The organism is Viridibacillus sp. KH_047 (assembly GCF_057838945.1).
This window is the reverse complement of sequence record NZ_CM174479.1, coordinates 3,840,919-3,860,192: the sequence shown is the minus strand read 5'-3', so window position 1 is coordinate 3,860,192 and position 19,274 is coordinate 3,840,919. Positions and strand designations below refer to the sequence as shown.

Genomic DNA, 19,274 nt, shown 5'->3' with positions numbered 1-19,274 from the left:
GTATAGTCCTTCTCATGGAATTTTCATAATGACATGATAATATGGAAATAAAAAACGGTTGGTGAGAATAATGGCTGAGCGCATTTTAATTATAGAAGATGAGGAAAAAATTGCACGTGTATTACAACTAGAATTAGAATTTGAAGGTTATGAAACGGGAATTGCTCATACAGGCACAGATGGGCTTATATTATACCGTGAACAGCAGTGGGATCTCCTCCTACTTGATATAATGCTTCCAGGTTTGAATGGGCTGGATGTATTGAAGCGAATTCGCGCCACAGAATTTAATACACCTGTTATTATGCTCACTGCAAAAGGCGATGTTGAAGATAAAGTGACGGGACTGGATCTTGGCGCGAACGATTACATGACAAAACCTTTTGAAATAGATGAATTACTAGCGAGAATTCGCGCTACACTTCGTTTTAAACCACAACAACAGGAATTCACTGAAGAGCAGGATGAATTTTTTCACGAATATAAAGACTTGTCTATACATGAAAAGACACGTGAAGTTAAAAGAAATGGTCATTCTATTGATTTAACTCCGAGAGAATATGAATTGTTGCTTTATTTAATCAAGCATCCAAAGCAAGTCCTTTCACGTGAGCAAATCTTAGATGCTGTTTGGGGTTATGATTATTATGGGGATACCAATGTCGTGGATGTTTATATCCGTTATGTTAGGCAAAAGGTTGATAAAGGAAGTAAAAAAACACTTATTCAAACAGTCCGTGGTGTCGGTTATGTATTAAAGGAGCAGGTGAATGAAGCTTAAGACGAAAATTCATGTTTTCTCGTCGCTTGTAATGTTGATTATTCTGGTGCTTACGATGATCGGAATTTATTTCTTATATGAAAAAATGGCCTATGACACAGAGTATAATCAACTGTTATCCGAGTCAAAAGAGCTTGTAACGTCTATTAGCCAGACAAGTAACGTAAATGACCCATCTACGATATTACGTGCCTATATTCCTCCTAGGGGGGCTATAAGAGCCGTTGATTTAAATGGAAAAACACTCATTACTGTACAATCTACTGAAGGTATTGAGGAGTATCATCCCGATATTGATGAGCATAAAAGATACTCAGTGAAAAAATACGAAGGTATCCCAGTATTATCAATGAGTATGCCCGCAATTTGGGTTGATGGTTCGGTGGTGCATATTCAAATGCTACAGTCCATGAAGGATGTAGCACGAAATTTAGATTTGTTACGACTTGTCTTACTTGGTGTAACAATTCTTGCGACAATTCCTATTGTACTATCAAGTATGACGCTAGGGAGCATTGTTACTAAACCAATTCATCGGCTAATTGCTACGATGCAGGAAAGCCAAAAGTCAGGAACTTTTGAAAAAATAAATGTAGAAAATGATGGCCGAGATGAAATGGCTGAAATGAGTCGTACATTTAATGAGATGATGTGCCAGTTGGAGCAAAACTATCGTAAACAAGAGCATTTCGTATCGAATGCTTCTCATGAATTAAAAACACCTTTAACTGTAGTTGAAAGCTATGCGCGTCTATTAAAACGTCGTGGTTTTGATAATAAAGAAGTGGCAAATGAAGCCGTACAAGCAATTTTAAGTGAGTCTATTCGTATGAATGAAATGATAAAACAAATGCTAGAATTAGCTAAAAATAAGGAGCATATTCCACTAACAATAACAGCAGTTGATATTCATAAAGTATTAGAGGATACACTACATCAAATGTATCAAGCATACGGGAGAGAATTTAACTTACTAGGAAAAGGGCCCGCAATAACAAAAACTGATGAGCAAAAGCTAAAACAGTTATTTTTTATATTCTTAGAAAATGCACGCCATTATAGTGAACGTGAAATCAATGTAAGTGTAGCAAAAGAAGGAGCGCAATTCGTCGTCCGTATTCAAGATTTCGGCCAAGGCATTGCTAAAGAGAATATTCCTCATTTATTTGATCGTTTTTATCGTGTTAGTGAGGACCGCAATCGCAAAACAGGTGGTACGGGTTTAGGACTAGCAATTGCACATGAAATTGCTGAGCGTTTAGCTATCAACATCACTGTATTAAGTACACTAGGTGAAGGAACTACAATCGTCTTGCGATTTGAAAATAGTAATGAGGGGGAACAATGATATGCGTATCCGCGAAAAACTATCAATACTATTCATTGTGACACTCATTATTATTGCGACTATTCTTAGTATCATGATTTGGAATAAACTGACGAAAGAAACACCTCTTACAACAGAAGAAATTTATAATAATATTGAATCGATGTATGGAGGGGAAATTATCTCCTTCCTTACTATAAACGATCAATATCGTGTGCAGCTTCAAAGAAATAACAAGCTTTATCAACTCAATGTTGATGCAGAATCGGGTAAAATTCTGCAGATGGCGCCTGTTAAATCTTATGTTAAAGAAGATTCAAACTATCTACCAGAAACTGAAATACGAAAAATTATAAAAGAACAATATGTTGGGAATATAAAAAAAATCTCACTCAATACAAATAAGGAAGAACCCGTATACCAAATAGAATTAGTAAATGGGAGAGAGCGTATTAACTTATTAATAGATGCAATTAACGGTGAAGTTTTATCAGAAATTCAAGCAGATGCAGAGCAAAATTCCCCACTCTTATCTAAAGAAGAAGTGATTACTATTGCTAAGAAACAACTAAATGGAACTGTCGATGAAGTTTCCTTTTACGATACGAGTGATGGGGGTTATTATTTAGTGGAGATTGAAGATAACGACAAAGATGCAGTCTTTCAGATTCACGCTATTTCCGGCAAAGTTCTTTCGACTACGTGGGATTAATAATTTCTCATCAAATTCTAATGTTATTCTCCTTATTCTTTCATTTTCAATGTGTAAAGTATAAGTATCAACAAAGAGGAGGAAATTAATTATGAAAAAAATGATTACGGCATTAGCAATTACAGGATCACTTGCAGTCTCTGGAGTAGTTGCGGCAGCGGGTATTCAAACTAACTCAGGTAAAATTTTATCTTCAGAAGAAATTTCGAAAAAAGCACTTAGCTACGTAAAAGGTACAGTATATAAAGTAGAGTTGGACAAAGAAAAAGGTGTTCAAGTATATGAAATTGATGTACGAGGCAAAAGTAAAGAATACGAATTAACATTAGATGCTAAAACGGGAAAGTTACTAGAAAAGAAAACAGAAACAACAAAAGTTTCTAATACAGTAAATAATAAAAATGTAATTGGTTTAGCAAAAGCGAAAGAAATAGCATTAAAATCGGTTAAAGGTTCAGTCAAAAAAGCCAAATTAGATCGAGAAGATGGTATTTACGAAATTGAAATCATTAGAGCTGGGTATGAATACGATTTTGATATCAATGCGTACACAGGGAAAATTGTGAAAAAAGAAAAAGAGAAGATTTCGAAAAAAGTAGTAACTGGCAAAGTAATTGGTTTAGAAAAAGCGAAACAAATAGCTTTAAATAATGTCGGCGGTACTGTACAAAAAGCCAAATTAGATAAAAGTGATGGCGTATACGAAATCGAAATTATTAATGGCACAACAGAATATGAATTTGAAATTCATGCAAAAACAGGGAAAATACTTAAAAAAGAATCAGAAGTAGCTGACGATGTAATCACAACTACTAAACCAAGTACTCCTAACACTGGAAATACAGCAAATCCTTCAACACCTAATAAAGTAATAGGTATTGAAGAAGCAAAAGCAATTGCATTAAAAAGTGTTAATGGTACAGTGAAAAAAGCAGAGTATGACCGTGAAGATGGAGTATATGAATTTGAGATTTTAACTACCGATTATGAATATGATATCGATGTCGATGCAATAACTGGGAAAGTTATGATTACTGATAAAGAAAGAATTACAAAAACACCAAATAATCCAGCAACACCTTTCATTGGTGAGCAAAAAGCTTCTCAAATTGCTTTAACAAAAGCAAAAGGGACAATTACTAAAATTGAATTAGATGAAGAAGACGGCGTTTATGAAATTGAAGTTAAAGATGGTATGTACGAATACGAATTAGAAATTGATGCTAAAACTGGTGCTATTCTAGACTTCGAAAAAGAGTATGAAGACGACTAATTTTTACTAAAATAGATTTTATGCTACCCAAAATAGATTTTTGGGTAGTTCTTTATTATTTTATTTTTAAAAACAATCCTAACATCCTGTTTTTAAAAATAAAAATAGACATTATAGGAAATAATAAAACATTTTTCGTAGGTCTTTTGCTTTCATTTACTTTAATTTAGCATTTCCACTTGTCTGACAGGAACACAATATGTTAGATTAGATTAATCAGTAAAACACAATATATAGTATGTGAGCGAAAAAAGGTACCATATACGGTTTAAAAGGGAATTCGGTAGAGAAACCGAAGCTGTCCCCGCAACTGTGAATGCGGACAACTGTCAATGAACCACTGAGCAATGCTTGGGAAGGGTGACAGTTGGATGATGCATGAGCCAGTAGACCTGCCTTTTTCGCATGACGACACTTTCTTCGGGGGTTGAGAAGTGGAAGCGAGAGACTTTACATTAAACAATTTACTTTTGATTTTAAAAGTATTTTTTTGTTGTGATTTCGCCTGTTTCCAATTTTAAAACCTAGAGCGATGGCTCTGCCGAAGAAGGCAGATTCATCGCTTTTTATATTTGTAAAAAAGGAGACGACGATATGGTCCAATTAATGACATATGAAAGAGCAATATTATTATCTCAATTAGAGGAAGAGTTTGGTAGAGAGGAAATTAGTCAGCTTATTAGAAAGTCAGAACGCTGGGAAAATAAGAATCCAGAAGGCACTGATGCTGAATGGACGAAGGCGATGAGCCTAGAAGCGTTAAGCTTTTTAGATGAAGAAGACACATATTGGACATTCGTTGCAGCTCGCTTATTATTGGCGGGTGTTTATAAAGAAGCATCTACAGTACGCCAATTAGAAGTAGGACAGGTATACACAGCATTTGCTAAACAAGTTGAGAAGCTTGTCGAAAAAGGTTTATATGATCCAGCTTTAACAAAAGAATATACAAAACAGGAACTTGAAGAGATTGGCTTAATGATTGAACCCAAACGTGATGAAATCTTTACATATATCGGATTGAAAACACTGTTGGATCGTTATGTAACTCGAGATTTTGACAAAACACCAATCGAATTGCCTCAAGAGCGTTGGATGATTATAGCGATGACACTAATGCAAAATGAAAAAACAGATCGCCTTGCGAAAATTAAAGAATCCTACTGGGCAATGAGTAATTTATATATGACGACTGCTACTCCTACATTATCAAATGCAGGTAAAACACATGGTCAATTATCAAGTTGCTTTATTGATACAGTGGATGACAGCTTACAAAGTATTTATGATTCAAATACTGATGTTGCGACACTTTCGAAATTTGGCGGTGGTATCGGCGTCTATATGGGGAAAGTACGTAGCCGTGGCTCATCCATTCGTGGTTTCAAAGGGGCATCAAGCGGTGTTGTTCCTTGGATTAAACAACTAAATAATACAGCAGTATCAGTAGATCAATTAGGTCAACGCCAAGGCGCGATTGCTATTTATCTTGATATTTGGCATAAAGATATATTCCCATTCTTAGATTTAAAATTAAATAACGGTGATGAACGTATGCGCGCACATGATATTTTCACAGGCGTAAGCTTACCAGATATTTTCATGGAGGCTGTTGAAGCACGTGAAGATTGGCACTTATTTGACCCGCATGAAGTTCGCGAAGTAATGGGCTTTAATCTAGAAGATTACTATGACGAAAAGCGTGGACAAGGATCATTCCGTGAAAAATACGCAGCTTGCTTAGCGAACCCGATATTAACACGTGAAGCTGTACCAGCAATTGATATCATGAAACGTATTATGCGTAGCCAATTAGAAACTGGCGTACCATTCATGTTCTATCGTGATGAAGTAAACCGTAAAAACCCTAATAAACATGAAGGTATGATTTACTCAAGTAATTTATGTACAGAAATCTTCCAAAACATGAGCGCTACTAAGTTCGAATCAATTACATTAGAAGATGATGTTATTGTAACGCGCCGCAAACCTGGAGATTTCGTTGTATGTAACTTATCATCTATAAACCTTGGACGAGCTGTCCCTGCTGAGGCTTTAGAAAGATTAATCCCAATTCAAGTGCGCATGTTAGATAATGTTATCGACTTAAATCGTATTCCTGTTCCACAAGCAGAACGCACCAATGCACGATATCGTGGAATTGGTCTTGGTACATTCGGTTGGCATCATTTATTGGCACTGAAGAGCATTGCATGGGAATCAGAGGAGTCTGTTGAATTTGCGGACAAGCTTTATGAGCAAATTGCTTATTTAACAATTCAAGCATCAATGGAATTAGCAAAAGAAAAGGGTCAATATCCATTATTTGAAGGTTCGGACTGGCAAACAGGAGAATACTTCACAAAACGCCAATATAAAGGTGAAAAGTGGGCTGCATTACAACAAGCAGTTGCTGAAAATGGTATGCGTAACGGTTATGTAATAGCTATTGCGCCGAACTCATCAACATCGATTATTGCAGGAAGTACGGCGAGTATCGATCCAATCTTCCAAAAATCTTATTCAGAAGAGAAAAAGGATTATAAGATCCCGGTAACTGTTCCTGATTTGAACCAAGAAACAACTTGGTATTACAAATCTGCTTACTTTATTGATCAAAATTGGACTTTAAAACAAAACGCAGCACGTGCCCGTCATATCGACCAAGGTATTTCGTTAAATATATATGTACAAAACACTGTAAAAGCTAAAGAACTATTAGAATTGCACTTAAACGCTTGGAAACTAGGCATTAAAACGACATACTACGTTCGCTCAACATCGGTTGAATTATTAGAATGTGAATCATGTGCAAGCTAGGAGGAACTAACGATGACGAAACTAGAAAAACGAAAATTAATGGATAAAACAGCTCCAAACCGTTCAACAGGTATTGTAAACGGGAGCTCTTCAAATATATTAAACTGGGATGATGTTCGTTTTAGCTGGGCGTATCCAAAATATAAAAAGATGCTAGGTAACTTTTGGACTCCTTTCGAAATTAATATGGGGAACGATATTAAAGAGTTCCCAACATTAACAGCGAATGAAAAAGAAGCATTTATGAAAACAATCGGATTACTTGCAATGTTAGACAGTGTTCAAACAGACTATGCAGGAAAAGTGGCAGATTATTTAACAGATTCTAGCTTAAATGCTTTAATGATTATCCTTGCACAGCAGGAAGTAATTCATAACCATTCTTACTCATATATTCTTTCAAGTTTAGTATCAAAAGATGAGCAAGATAAAGTATTTGATTTCTGGCGTACAGAGCCAGTCCTTGAAAAACGAAATGACTTTGTTATTAAAGGATATAAAACATTTTCTGAAGAACCTAATATCGACCATATGTTAAATTCCATCGTCTATGACGTCATTTTAGAAGGTTTATTTTTCTATTCTGGCTTCGCATTCTTCTACCATTTAGCACGCAATCAAAAAATGGTAGCAACGAGTACAATGATTAACTATATAAACCGTGACGAACAGCTTCATGTTGACCTATTCGTTAAAATCTATAAAGAATTGTTAGAAGAGTATCCTGAATACGATACGCCAGAGCGAGCTAAGCAAGTTGAAGATATTTTTCGTGAAGCAGCTGCACTTGAAATTGAATGGGCCCATGAAGTCATTGGAGACAAAATTGATGGCTTAGATGTAGATGATGTAGAAGATTATATTTACTTCTATACGAATGTACGCTGTTCACAATTAGGCTATGAAAGACCTTTCGAAGGCTACCGCAAAAATCCGATGAAATGGATCAAAGCCTATGAAGATGTTGATTTAGGGAAAACTGACTTCTTCGAACAACGTTCTCGTCAATATGTGAAGGTAAATGTTCAAGATAATGGTTTTGATGAACTATAAAAAATGAAATAAATAATATGAAGATGGGCGCTATAGGGAGCGCTCATTTTTTTTGTGGTACAACTAGCCTTTGGACCTATTTTTAATAGTGCCAGAAAAAAAATTTAATGAATATCGAAATAATAGATATAAATGTGTATGTTTTTGGTATAGTTTAGTAAAATATATAGATACTATAGGGGGTGAGTTTGTGTTGCCATTCAAACGTAATAAGATAAATAAGATGATTCTCCCGGAAGTAGACATAACGAAAACTGGGATTTTTATAAGCGATCAGGAACGTCTACACCAAATAGATTTATTAAACTTAAGAAATGAAGATTTACATATCGCACGTCAATTGAAACCTACAGTAGAGAAACATATAGTCGAGATTGTAGAGCAATTCTATGCATCAATTGAAACCGTTGCTTCTTTAAAGGAACTTATTCAGCAACATAGCTCTGGTGAAAGGTTACGTCAAACATTACGACATCATGTAATTGAAATGTTCGATGGGGTTATTGATGATACATTTATCGGAAAACGCGCTCGTGTAGCGAAAGTGCATGTTCGAATTGGATTATATCCTAAATGGTATTTAGCCGCATTCCAAAAATTAGAACACAAGTTAATCGAGAAAATATATGACTTAGAGTTAGAGACTACATTAGAACGTACTGTGATTGATTCTGTAAAAAAATTAATTAGCTTTGAACAACAAATCGTTCTTGAAGAATACGATCAATTTTCAGATCAATTGTTGGAACAACAACAAGAAAAAACGCGTATGCATGTAAAAAATGTTATTGGTAGTATTTCTAGTAACTTAGAATCACATTCTTTCCATACTTCAGAGTCTGTTGATACATTAATTGCAAGTACTAGTGAAGTGAATAAACATTTGAAGAGCAGTATTCAAGATGCAATAGGTACTCGAGAAGCATCGGAAAAAGGATATAAGCAAATGCTTCTACTAAAAAAACATACAAATGAAATTAATGAAAAAACAAATGAAATGTCAAAAATGATTCAAGCGTTAGATTCATCTTCATCTGAAATTCATGCAGTAATCGAGATTGTAAAAAATATTGCAGGCCAAACTAACCTACTTGCATTAAACTCAGCGATTGAAGCTGCTAGAGCTGGGGAGCATGGTAAAGGATTTGCTGTAGTGGCTGATGAAGTACGTAAGCTTGCAGATCAAACGAAGAAATCTGTCGAACAAATTGCAAGTTTAATTGGTATGTCCAGTGGTGTAACCGGTCAAGTAGTAACAGCTATTCAAGATATTCAAAACCTTGTAACTAATGGAATTGAAGAAAATGAAAGATCAATGCAGGAATTTGAGAACATCGGTAAGGCTGTAAATGTAACCATCCAAGATTTTCAAGAAGTAGAACAACAAATGGATACTCTATCGAATGTCGTAACGACTATTGGTGAAACTTCAGAACAATTAAAACAAGCAGCTACTGAATTAGAAACAACGGTGAGAAAGTTTTAATGAATAGTATTGTCATCCTAGTTAAAATGAATTTGTCTAGGATGACATTTTTTTTGCTAATTCATCGGAATATTTCGAGAATATGATAAGCTTTTAGTAAGTTCTTTAAAGGAGGCAGTTTAGATGAAACCCATAGTTTGGATTACTAGACATTTACCGGAGGAGGGCATTGCACCACTCCGTGAAATAGCTGAAGTGAAGATGTGGTCATCAGCGGATCAACCGATGTCCGCTGAAGAATTGAAACAAGCAGCTGGTGAAGCGGATGCAATGTGGGTCATGATTTCTGATCAAATAACTCGTGAAGTTATTGAAGAGGCGCCAAAGTTAAAAATAATCGCTAACCTAGCAGTTGGCTATAATAATATTGATATTAAAGCTGCAAAGGAAAAAGGTGTAATTGTAACGAATACACCAGATGTCTTAACAGGAACTACAGCGGATTTAGCATTTGCTCTAATGCTAGCAACAGCTCGTAGAATCCCAGAAGCGGAGCGTGAAGTACGGGATGGTAAATGGACAGGCTGGTCTGTTAACCAATTAACAGGGATGGACATTCATGGTGCGACTTTAGGTGTCATAGGAATGGGACGTATCGGAGAAGCGGTAGCAAGACGCGGAATGGGTTTTGATATGAGAGTTTTATATCATAATCGTACAAGAAAGCCTGAAGCTGAAGAGAAGTATGGTTTCGAGTATGCAGAGCTAGATATGTTACTGAAAGAATCGGATTTTGTTGTGCTATTAACTCCGTTAACATCTGAAACAAGAGGCTTAATAGGTAAACGTGAAATTGCATTGATGAAAAACAGCGCAATTCTTATAAATGTTGCACGCGGTGGAGTTGTAGATGAGCAAGCGTTATATGAGGCGTTATTAAATAAAGAAATTTGGGCAGCAGGACTTGACGTTTTTGAAATGGAGCCAGTTCCAACTGATCATCCTTTATTGACATTACCAAATGTTGTAGCGCTTCCTCATATAGGTAGTGCCTCAATTCGTACTAGAAATAATATGATGGCAAAAAATGCAGAGTCAATTGTAGCCTGTTTACAGGGAAATGAAGTAAAGAATCAAGTGAAATAAAACAAAAATGTGCCGGAAGGATCTTGGAATCCACGGCACATTTTTTTAATAAAATATCTAACTAAATTTGGCAAGCTTTCTTTGCATCAATACTAAGAAGAATAAAATCGGTAAAATAAATACCACAGTATATGCGATACCACTAGCGATTGTTGTATAAAGTGCTAATAGTCCAATAATAGGTCCCCCAGCAATCTGCCCAATAGCATCAAGTTGTCCGAACATAGATAAAGCAGTTGCACGACCCTTCGCTTCTAATCTTTCATTCGTCATTACACTCATTAACGGATAGTTAACATCACGTAGCGTACCTGCTATCCAGAAAGTTAAAAGAGCCAGCAAAAAGTTTGAACTAAAGGCAAATGCAAGCATTGCAATAATTAATAAACTATTTGCAGTCAAAAGAATTAGAGGATAATTCTTATTAAAACGACCCTCTACAAATCTTAAGACAACAATGTTTAATAAAAATGCTACTGCATAGAAAGCACCAAACCAGTAGATAGATTCATCCTCAGGTAAATGGAAGTCTTCAATAAAATGAGCACCCCATAGTCGATCGAATCCTTCACTCGCCAATCCCAAAAGTATAGTTATAATCGCGATACTCACGAGCATTGTATTACCTTTAATTTGACGCGCACCATGTCGAATTGTTGTTATTAGATGATGTATGGCTGAAATATCTTTTTTTCGTGAAATTTTGACGAACTTTGTCTCTGGCATTGTGGATAATGCACCAAAAGCTAGCAGTACTAATAAAATTCCAGCAATAATTATTGTTACTTGCACTGAAAATAAAGTAGCAATACAAACACTAAGTAAAATACCGAAAAATCGACCTAAAGATCTAAATTGAGCACCCTTAATAAATACTGAATCTAAATTTCTACCTTCTAATTCATCAGCAATCCAAGCCTCTTCAGCACCGCTAATAAATGTCCAGCCTAATCCCCACAAACCTGAAGCGATGGCAATTGACCAAAATGCTGGGAATATCCCTTCCAGTAAGTGTGCTATGCCAATTATAAAAGTCCCGATGAATAGAGAACGTTTTCGTCCAAAATGATCGGCAACTAGGCCAGTAGGCATTTCACAAAGAAATACAGCTACCTCCATAATCGTTCCAATAAGTACTAGCTGTAATGGATTTAATCCTGCATTTATAACGTAATAAATGGCGTTCAGTGTGAATACCATTTGTATAAGCAATGAGCGTGAACTAGTGACTGCATAATAAATATTTTGTGTTTTCAATTTTTTCCCTCCGTATTAGTAAAATATCGGAGGTCAAACCCTCATTATTAAGACAGCATGCCCTCCGAGTTGTCTTTGAAAGTCATTAAAGTGCTTTTCATATTCGTCCACTCCTTTTTTGAAATTATTGTAATTTTATCACAAGAGATAGAAGGGAAGAAAGAATTTTCAAATAGATTAATAATAGTGAAGGGTGACTAATAGAATGTTAGGTACAGTATTTATAAAGTGCTGTAATAAGATAAAACGCTATGTTAAAGAAAAAACCCTACTCTTATTAAAGAGTAGGGTGAGTTATAAAGGATGGACGAGTACTTAAAGTCAAAGTTCGACTCTAACTTCTATCTTCCAACGTATTTTGCAGCTGAGTAGGTACCTCGGTCCAAGAGGCTGTTGGTCTTGCAACCGCTGCGATAGCATGTTGCGTAATTAGCTTGTCTTTCTTATTTGTTGAAAATATCAAATAGGCCGCCAATACCGCCTTCGCCTACGGATTTGTTACCTGGTAGTTGTGGAGTTGCTGCGAATACTCGGCTTGCTAGTCGACTGAATGGAAGTGATTGGATCCAGACAGTTCCCGGTCCACTAAGTGTTGCGAAGAATAGACCTTCTCCTCCAAATAGAGCAGTTTTTACACCTTTGACCATTTCAATATCATAATCAACGTCTGCTGTCATTGCGACAAGACAACCTGTATCTACACGTAACGTCTCACCGACTTGTAGGTTTTTTTGAATGATTGTACCACCTGCGTGAACGAACGCCATGCCATCACCTTCTAGTTTTTGCATGATGAAACCTTCACCGCCGAAAAATCCTGTTCCTAATTTACGTTGGAATTCAATACCTATTGAAACTCCCTTAGCAGCTGCTAAGAAAGCGTCTTTTTGGCAAATAATTTTTCCGTTATATTGACTTAGATCCATAGGAATGATTTTCCCAGGGTAGGGAGAAGCAAAAGAAACATGTTTTTTTCCATAACCTTCATTTGTGAATGTTGTGATGAATAAACTTTCACCTGTTACAAGTCGTTTACCAGCGCCCATTAATTTACCCATGAAACCGCCGCCGCTTGAAGCATCACCAAAAACAGTTTCCATTCGAATACCGTCTTCCATCATCATTAATGCACCAGCTTCAGCAATGACTGTTTCTTGTGGATCTAATTCTACCTCTACAAACTGCATATCATCGCCGTATAATTTGTAATCAATTTCATGATTATTCATCTTTTTCTTCCTCCCAATTGTTAAAGTCTAGTATTTAATATTAATACGATTCGAGATTTTAAAAGGTTTCGTCAATTTTCAAGAAAAAATAAATTGACTGCAATTTTAATGGAAATGAAGGATATTTAGGTGTTTTATAGAAAATATATACAGAGAAAGCGTTTTCATTTAAAAGGGGGAATAGCAGTGAAGTTGCAAAATTTTATCGGAGGGCAATGGGGAACCTCTGAAGATTTGAAATTCGTACCCGTTATTAATCCTGCAAATGGTGAGGAATTAGCTCAAGTACCTATGTCTTCAACAGGAGCTGTGGAGCAAGCAGTAGCTGTTGCAAAAAAGGCGCAAAAAAGTTGGGCACTTGTACCAGCACCAAAACGCGCAGATTATTTGTATGCAATTGGTTTAAGAATGAAAGAAAAGAAAGAACATTTAGCTCAAGTACTTACGAAAGAGATGGGAAAAGTTATTGAAGAAGGTCGAGGCGAAGTACAAGAGGGCATTGATATGGCATTTTATATGGCTGGAGAAGGGCGACGTTTGTTTGGAGAAACAACTCCGTCAGAGTTAGCCAATAAATTTGCTATGAGTGTCCGTGCTCCAATTGGCGTCGTCGGTCTAATTACACCATGGAATTTCCCTGTAGCAATCGCGACTTGGAAATCGTTCCCTGCAATTGTTGCTGGGAACACATTCATTTGGAAACCTGCTACAGAAACGCCAATGATGGCGTATGAAATGGCGAAAATTTTTGAAGAAGTAGGTTTACCAGATGGCGTTGCTAATGTTGTTTTTGGTTCAGGTTCAGAAGTAGGAACAGCATTAATCGAGCATCCAGATGTCAAAGTCATTTCGTTCACAGGTTCAACTGCTACAGGTAGCAAGGTAGCAGAGTTGGGCGGCCGTCATTTAAAGAAGGTTTCTTTAGAAATGGGTGGCAAAAATGCAGTGATAGTCATGGATGATGCTGATTTAGAACTAGCTGTTGAAGGGATTTTGTGGAGTGCATTTGGTACAGCGGGTCAACGTTGTACGGCATGTAGTCGAGTGATTGTGCATAAAGATGTAAAAGCAGAGCTGGAAGAACGCCTCCTAACAGCTATGCAACTATTAACAATTGGTGACGGTTTAGATGAGTCGGTAAAAATTGGTCCGGTTATTAATAAAACTGCATTACACAAGATTAATAGCTATGTAGAAATAGGCCGTCAGGAAGGTGCGAAGTTACTTGCTGGGGGCAATATATTAACAGGAGCGCCTTTTGATCAAGGTTTTTATTACGCACCAACATTATTTACCGATGTGAAATGGGATGCTCGTATTGCACAAGAAGAGATTTTCGGACCAGTTGTCTCATTGATAGTAGTAGAAAGTTTAGAAGAAGCTATTGAAGTCAATAACAGTGTGCAATTTGGACTTTCAAGTTCCATCTTTACACAAGATATTAATCGAGCATTCCAAGCGCAGCGTGATTTAGATACGGGTATTGTATACGTCAATGCTGGTACAACTGGGGCAGAAATTCATCTACCGTTTGGTGGCACAAAAGGAACAGGAAATGGTCATCGTGATTCTGGTATTGCAGCATTGGATGTCTATACGGAATGGAAGAGTATCTACATCGATTACAGTGGTAAGTTGCAACGAGCACAAATTGATACGGAATAATAACAAAGAAAGGGGACAATCAGATGAAAGTAGCAGTATTAGGTGCAGGTTTAATGGGGAAAGAGGTTGCGCGTGATTTAGTTAAAAGTGACAAAGTTGAAAAAGTGTACTTAGCAGACTTAGATGTCGGTCAAACAACATTATTCGCTGAGTTATTGAAGTCAGATAAATTAGAAGTGCTACATCTAGATGCCAATGATGATGCAGAGTTAAAATGGGTTATGGCAAAAGCAGATGTTGTGATTAACGCTCTATTTTATACATTTAACGAAAAAGTCGCACGTATGGCAATTGAAGCAGGGGTGCATTCAGTCGATCTTGGTGGTCACATTGGCGGTGCAACAAATGCTGTTTTAAAGTTATCTGACGATGCTAAAGAAAAAGGTATTACATTGATTCCTGACTTAGGTGTTGCACCAGGAATGATCAATATTTTAACGGGTTATGGTGCTTCAAAATTAGATAATGTCAAATCGATAAAAATCTTTGTTGGAGGAATTCCAGTTGAAAAAGAACCACCGCTGGATTATAACATTGTGTTTTCACTAGAAGGGGTATTCGATCACTATACTGACCCTTCGCAAGTTATTCGTGGTGGGAAACTGCAGGAAATTGCTTCATTGTCAGAGATTGAAAAGGTTTATTTTGATGGCTTTAACGGGCTGGAGGCTTTCCATACTTCAGGCGGTTTATCTACTTTGGCACAGACCTTCCCAAATGTGAATACGTTGGAATATAAAACAGTTCGCTATCAAGGCCATGCAGAAAAGTTCAAGTTACTTGTAGATTTAGGTTTAACAAATAAAGAGACAACGGTTAATCTAGAGGGTCAAGTCATCAAAGTACGTGATGTTTTACGTGAAGTGTTACAAAGTAAAATGTCTCTTGGTAATAAATCGGATGCGGTATTATTACGAGTGATTGTATCAGGCGAAAAAGGTGAGGAGCTTGTTTCGTACGAATACGAATTGATTATTAAGAAAGACAAAGAAACCAATGAAACAGCAATGGCATTAGCAACTGCAAATACAATTTCAGTAGTTGCCCAGTTAGTAGGCGATGATACGATTTCAAAACGTGGAGTATATCCACCTGAGAAAGTAGTTCCAGGTGAAAAATACATGGAAGAAATGAAAAAACGAGGAGTATCAATTAAAGAAACTATGCATCGTTCAACCAATATTGTAAAAGGATAGAAGAGAACTATGGAGACGGTTTTTATATCATAAACAAAGTCTAACGAGTAGTCTTGTAAAATATTTTATAAAACCGATGATTAATAGTTTGAAAATTTGTAATTTATAGTAAATAATATGTATTAAGGGTAAGTTTTGACGGTAGCCCTAAAATATAAATAATAAAGTGCTTGAGTTTACAAATATGACTGCCTAATCTGTTAAAAGCCAAAACCCGGTTTTTCGTCGCAGATATAAGCCAGTTCAATTTGACTCACAGATATCTATCTGTAGTCTTTTTGAATTGGCTTTTTTATGTAGTTAGAGGGGAGGTTAACATTCTTTTAACAAGAACAAGACATCATTCAGCACATCATGTGTAGTTTACGGTTATACCACCACTTCAATAAAAGATTATAAAAAACAGGAGGAATACAGATGACAACTTTAAATGAATGGGACAAAAAACATTTTATTCATCCAACTTCATCAATTCAAGAGCAACAAGCGAATGGACCAAAAGTGATTTTTGATAAAGGTGAAGGGATATATCTAACAAGTAAAGATGGTAAGAAGTATATAGATGCTATGTCGTCACTTTGGAATGTTAACATTGGGCACGGTCGCAATGAAATAGCAGAAACGGCAAAAGAACAAATGGAACAATTAGCATACAGCTCATGTTTTTCGAATTTTAGTAATGAACCGGCTATTCGTCTAGCAAAGAAAATTGCTGATTTAGCTCCACCTAGTTTAAATGCGGTGTTCTTTACATCAGGTGGTTCAGAGTCAAATGACTCAGCAATAAAAATTGTGCGTCATTATTGGCGTATTCAAGGTCAACCTGAGCGAAATAAAATCGTTGCATTACGACGAGGATATCATGGCGTCTCAGCAGGTGCTACAAGTGCAACTGGTATACCTGAGTTTTGGGACATGGCAGGGAATTTAATGCAAGGATTTGTGCATGCAAAATCTCCATATGAAATTGGTACTGAGGCATCGATTCAATCCATTCGCGAAGTAATTGAAGCTGAAGGACCAGAAAAGATTGCTGCATTCATGGCAGAACCTGTCCAAGGAGCAGGTGGAGTATTAATCCCACCGAAGGATTATTACAAGGAAGTACGAAAGATATGCAATGAATATGGCATTTTATATATAGCAGATGAGGTTATTACAGGCTTTGGACGTACAGGGAAAATGTTCGGTGTTGAAAATTATGGAGTAGAGCCGGATGTATTATCATTTGCAAAAGGAGTAACAAGTGGCTATTTTCCACTAGGTGGAGTCATTGTTTCTGACCACGTGCATAATGTGCTGAAGGAAAAATCAGAAGGAGTATTATTCCATGGTTTTACCTATAGTGGTCATCCGACAGGTGCGGCTGTAGCTCTAAAAAACCTTGAAATTTTAGAACGTGAAAATCTAGTGGATAACTCCGCTAAAATGGGTGAAGAATTACAAAAAGGATTTAAATCCATTAAAGAGGAAGCAATGATAGTAGGTGATATTCGTACGTTAGGTTTACTTGGAGCGATGGAATTTGTACAAGATCCTTTAACGAATAAACACTTTCCTGCCGAATTGAAAGTGGCGCCAAGAATTATTGCGGCATTGCATGAACGTGGCGTTATATGTCGTGCAGTTACTTATGACAATACGGATATCGTATGTTTCTCACCACCATTGATTATTACAAAAGCGCAAATAGATGACCTAATTACTATATTACGTGAAGCTGTACTAAGTGTTCAACAAGAGGTTGAAGAGCAGCTAGCGGCACTGTAAAAACTAATGAAAAATTATTCAAAGCTAGATAGTTCGAGAGTAATTCCATTAATAGAGTCTATTGTATTTCAATAGACTCTTATCCGGGGGTGTAAGATGGAAGATCAAAAGCTATTGAAAATATTAGGGAATAGAGACGTTATGGCACTTGCCTTTGGAGCAATGATTGGTTGGGGTTGGGTAGTAACAGCTGGTTTATGGATTACAGAAGCAGGTTCACTAGGCGCAATCATAGCATTTTTAATAGGTGGATTACTTGTTATTTTTATAGGGTTAACGTACGCAGAATTGTCCTCAGCTATGCCGTTATCTGGTGGAGAACTATTCTTCACATATAAGGCGACTGGACGGCTCACCTCGTTTATAGCAACATGGGCAATGATTCTTGGATATGTCTCAGTTGTAGCCTTTGAAGCAGTAGCCTTACCAACTGTTTTTGAATATGTCGTTCCTGGCTATAGCGTCGGTTACATGTATACAATTGCAGGCTGGGATGTAAATTTCACATGGGTAGCCGTAGGAATCCTTGGGTCGATTATCATTGCATGGATTAACTATAGGGGTATGAAAGTTACAAGTGTTGTAATGTCAATTCTGACATTACTCATTTTAATCTCAGGAGTATTGCTTATTACGGGAAGCTCTATTGCAGGAAGCCCAGAGCATATGCAACCCTTATTTGAAAAAGGTTGGGGCGGCATTATGGCTGTATTGATTATGACGCCATTCATGTTTGTAGGATTCGATGTGATACCTCAAGCAGCAGAAGAGATTAATCTGCCACGTAAACGAATTGGACAACTTCTAATCATTGCAGTGTTTTTAGCTATTACTTGGTATGTAGCAATTATCTTCGGCGTTTCATACGTGCTGACACCATCAGAAATTGCTAGTTCATCGCTTGTCACAGCAGATGCGATGGCAAAGGCATTTGGTGGTAGTAAGATGATGGGGAATGTTTTAGTACTTGGTGGAATCGGTGGAATATTAACAAGCTGGATTGGCTTCTATGTTGGAGGTAGTCGTGCCATTTTCGCATTGGCGAGAGCAGGAATGTTGCCAAAGGCATTAGGTGAGCTACATCCTAAATATAGAACGCCACATAAAGCGATTTTACTCATTGCAGTTTTAACTACTTTAGCTCCTTTATTTGGTCGCCCAGCACTTGTCTGGTTAGTAGATGCAGGTGGATTTGCTCTTGTTATTGCATGGGTTTTAGTAGCAATTGCCTTTATTATTTTACGCAAAAGAGAGCCGGATTTAAAACGACCGTTTATATTACCAGGAGGTACATTAATTGGTTGGTTAGCTGTCTTAATGTCAATTGGTGTATGTATTTTATATCTACCAGGTATGCCTTCCGCATTAGTTTGGCCGTATGAGTGGGTAATCATATTAGCATGGGCTGTTTTTGGGGCAGTATTATACAAAATCTCTATGGTTAAATATGGCGCTAAAAATGCCAACAAACTAATGGACCGGGAAATAGAACGTGTGTTATCTGAAGAAGATATTGAAGAAACTTCATCACAAAAAGATGTAAATGGAGTTTTGGAGAGAGTTTAATATTCAAATGAATATTCGTAATTTTTACGATAACCAATAAGAAATAGGAGTGT

Annotated in this window: 14 protein-coding genes and 1 riboswitch; of the genes, 12 read left to right on the top strand and 2 right to left on the bottom strand. The window is 36.7% G+C overall.

Translation table 11 applies throughout. From position 1 onward, the window contains the following. Positions 1-70 precede the first annotated feature (70 nt). From AC3IS5_RS18855 to AC3IS5_RS18820, 8 genes are all read left to right on the top strand, one after another. The gene (locus tag AC3IS5_RS18855; protein ID WP_489425766.1) at positions 71-781 is read left to right on the top strand and encodes a response regulator transcription factor; all 711 of its coding nucleotides are present in this window, start codon (positions 71-73) and stop codon (positions 779-781) included. After that, on the top strand, positions 771-2,129 hold the full coding sequence (locus AC3IS5_RS18850; protein ID WP_489425765.1) for an ATP-binding protein: 1,359 nt from the start codon (positions 771-773) through the stop codon (positions 2,127-2,129). Before AC3IS5_RS18855 ends, AC3IS5_RS18850 begins: the two co-directional genes overlap by 11 nt. Before the next feature lies 1 nt (position 2,130). Next, positions 2,131-2,820, top strand: coding sequence for a PepSY domain-containing protein (locus tag AC3IS5_RS18845; RefSeq protein ID WP_489425764.1), 690 nt, complete (start codon positions 2,131-2,133; stop codon positions 2,818-2,820). 91 nt (positions 2,821-2,911) lie between these two features. Continuing rightward, the gene (locus AC3IS5_RS18840; protein WP_427771435.1) at positions 2,912-4,093 is read left to right on the top strand and encodes a PepSY domain-containing protein; all 1,182 of its coding nucleotides are present in this window, start codon (positions 2,912-2,914) and stop codon (positions 4,091-4,093) included. A 235-nt stretch (positions 4,094-4,328) separates the two neighbouring features. Next, a riboswitch (cobalamin riboswitch) is annotated at positions 4,329-4,507 on the top strand. Positions 4,508-4,687: 180 nt separating this feature from the next. Beyond that, positions 4,688-6,913, top strand: a complete 2,226-nt coding sequence (locus AC3IS5_RS18835; RefSeq protein WP_489425763.1) for a ribonucleoside-diphosphate reductase subunit alpha — start codon at positions 4,688-4,690, stop codon at positions 6,911-6,913. Positions 6,914-6,925: 12 nt separating this feature from the next. Next, complete coding sequence (locus AC3IS5_RS18830; RefSeq protein WP_038180371.1) at positions 6,926-7,966, top strand: ribonucleotide-diphosphate reductase subunit beta; 1,041 nt, start codon at positions 6,926-6,928, stop codon at positions 7,964-7,966. A gap of 190 nt (positions 7,967-8,156) precedes the next feature. Beyond that, positions 8,157-9,452 (top strand): protoglobin domain-containing protein, encoded by a 1,296-nt coding sequence (locus tag AC3IS5_RS18825; protein ID WP_489425762.1) that lies wholly within the window; start codon positions 8,157-8,159, stop codon positions 9,450-9,452. Positions 9,453-9,575: 123 nt separating this feature from the next. After that, positions 9,576-10,538, top strand: a complete 963-nt coding sequence (locus AC3IS5_RS18820) for a 2-hydroxyacid dehydrogenase (RefSeq protein ID WP_489425761.1) — start codon at positions 9,576-9,578, stop codon at positions 10,536-10,538. Positions 10,539-10,595: 57 nt separating this feature from the next. On the opposite strand, the gene AC3IS5_RS18815 is transcribed toward AC3IS5_RS18820, so the two are convergent. Beyond that, positions 10,596-11,795 (bottom strand): MFS transporter, encoded by a 1,200-nt coding sequence (locus AC3IS5_RS18815; protein ID WP_489425760.1) that lies wholly within the window; start codon positions 11,793-11,795, stop codon positions 10,596-10,598. A gap of 443 nt (positions 11,796-12,238) precedes the next feature. Next, the gene (locus AC3IS5_RS18810) at positions 12,239-13,024 is read right to left on the bottom strand and encodes a TIGR00266 family protein (RefSeq protein ID WP_390392200.1); all 786 of its coding nucleotides are present in this window, start codon (positions 13,022-13,024) and stop codon (positions 12,239-12,241) included. 186 nt (positions 13,025-13,210) lie between these two features. On the opposite strand from AC3IS5_RS18810, the gene AC3IS5_RS18805 reads away from it, so the two are divergent. The 4 genes from AC3IS5_RS18805 to AC3IS5_RS18790 all read left to right on the top strand — a co-directional run bounded on the left by AC3IS5_RS18805 (position 13,211) and on the right by AC3IS5_RS18790 (position 19,221). Next, complete coding sequence (locus tag AC3IS5_RS18805) at positions 13,211-14,689, top strand: aldehyde dehydrogenase family protein (RefSeq protein WP_489425759.1); 1,479 nt, start codon at positions 13,211-13,213, stop codon at positions 14,687-14,689. A 23-nt stretch (positions 14,690-14,712) separates the two neighbouring features. Then, the gene (locus AC3IS5_RS18800) at positions 14,713-15,885 is read left to right on the top strand and encodes a saccharopine dehydrogenase family protein (RefSeq protein ID WP_489425758.1); all 1,173 of its coding nucleotides are present in this window, start codon (positions 14,713-14,715) and stop codon (positions 15,883-15,885) included. A gap of 417 nt (positions 15,886-16,302) precedes the next feature. Next, positions 16,303-17,655 carry an aminotransferase family protein gene (locus AC3IS5_RS18795; protein ID WP_489425757.1) on the top strand — a complete coding sequence of 451 codons (1,353 nt, stop codon included), beginning with the start codon at positions 16,303-16,305 and terminating at the stop codon, positions 17,653-17,655. Between the two features lie 96 nt (positions 17,656-17,751). Next, entirely contained in the window at positions 17,752-19,221 is a 1,470-nt protein-coding gene (locus tag AC3IS5_RS18790; RefSeq protein ID WP_489425756.1) for an APC family permease, read from the top strand. Positions 19,222-19,274: the final 53 nt, after the last annotated feature.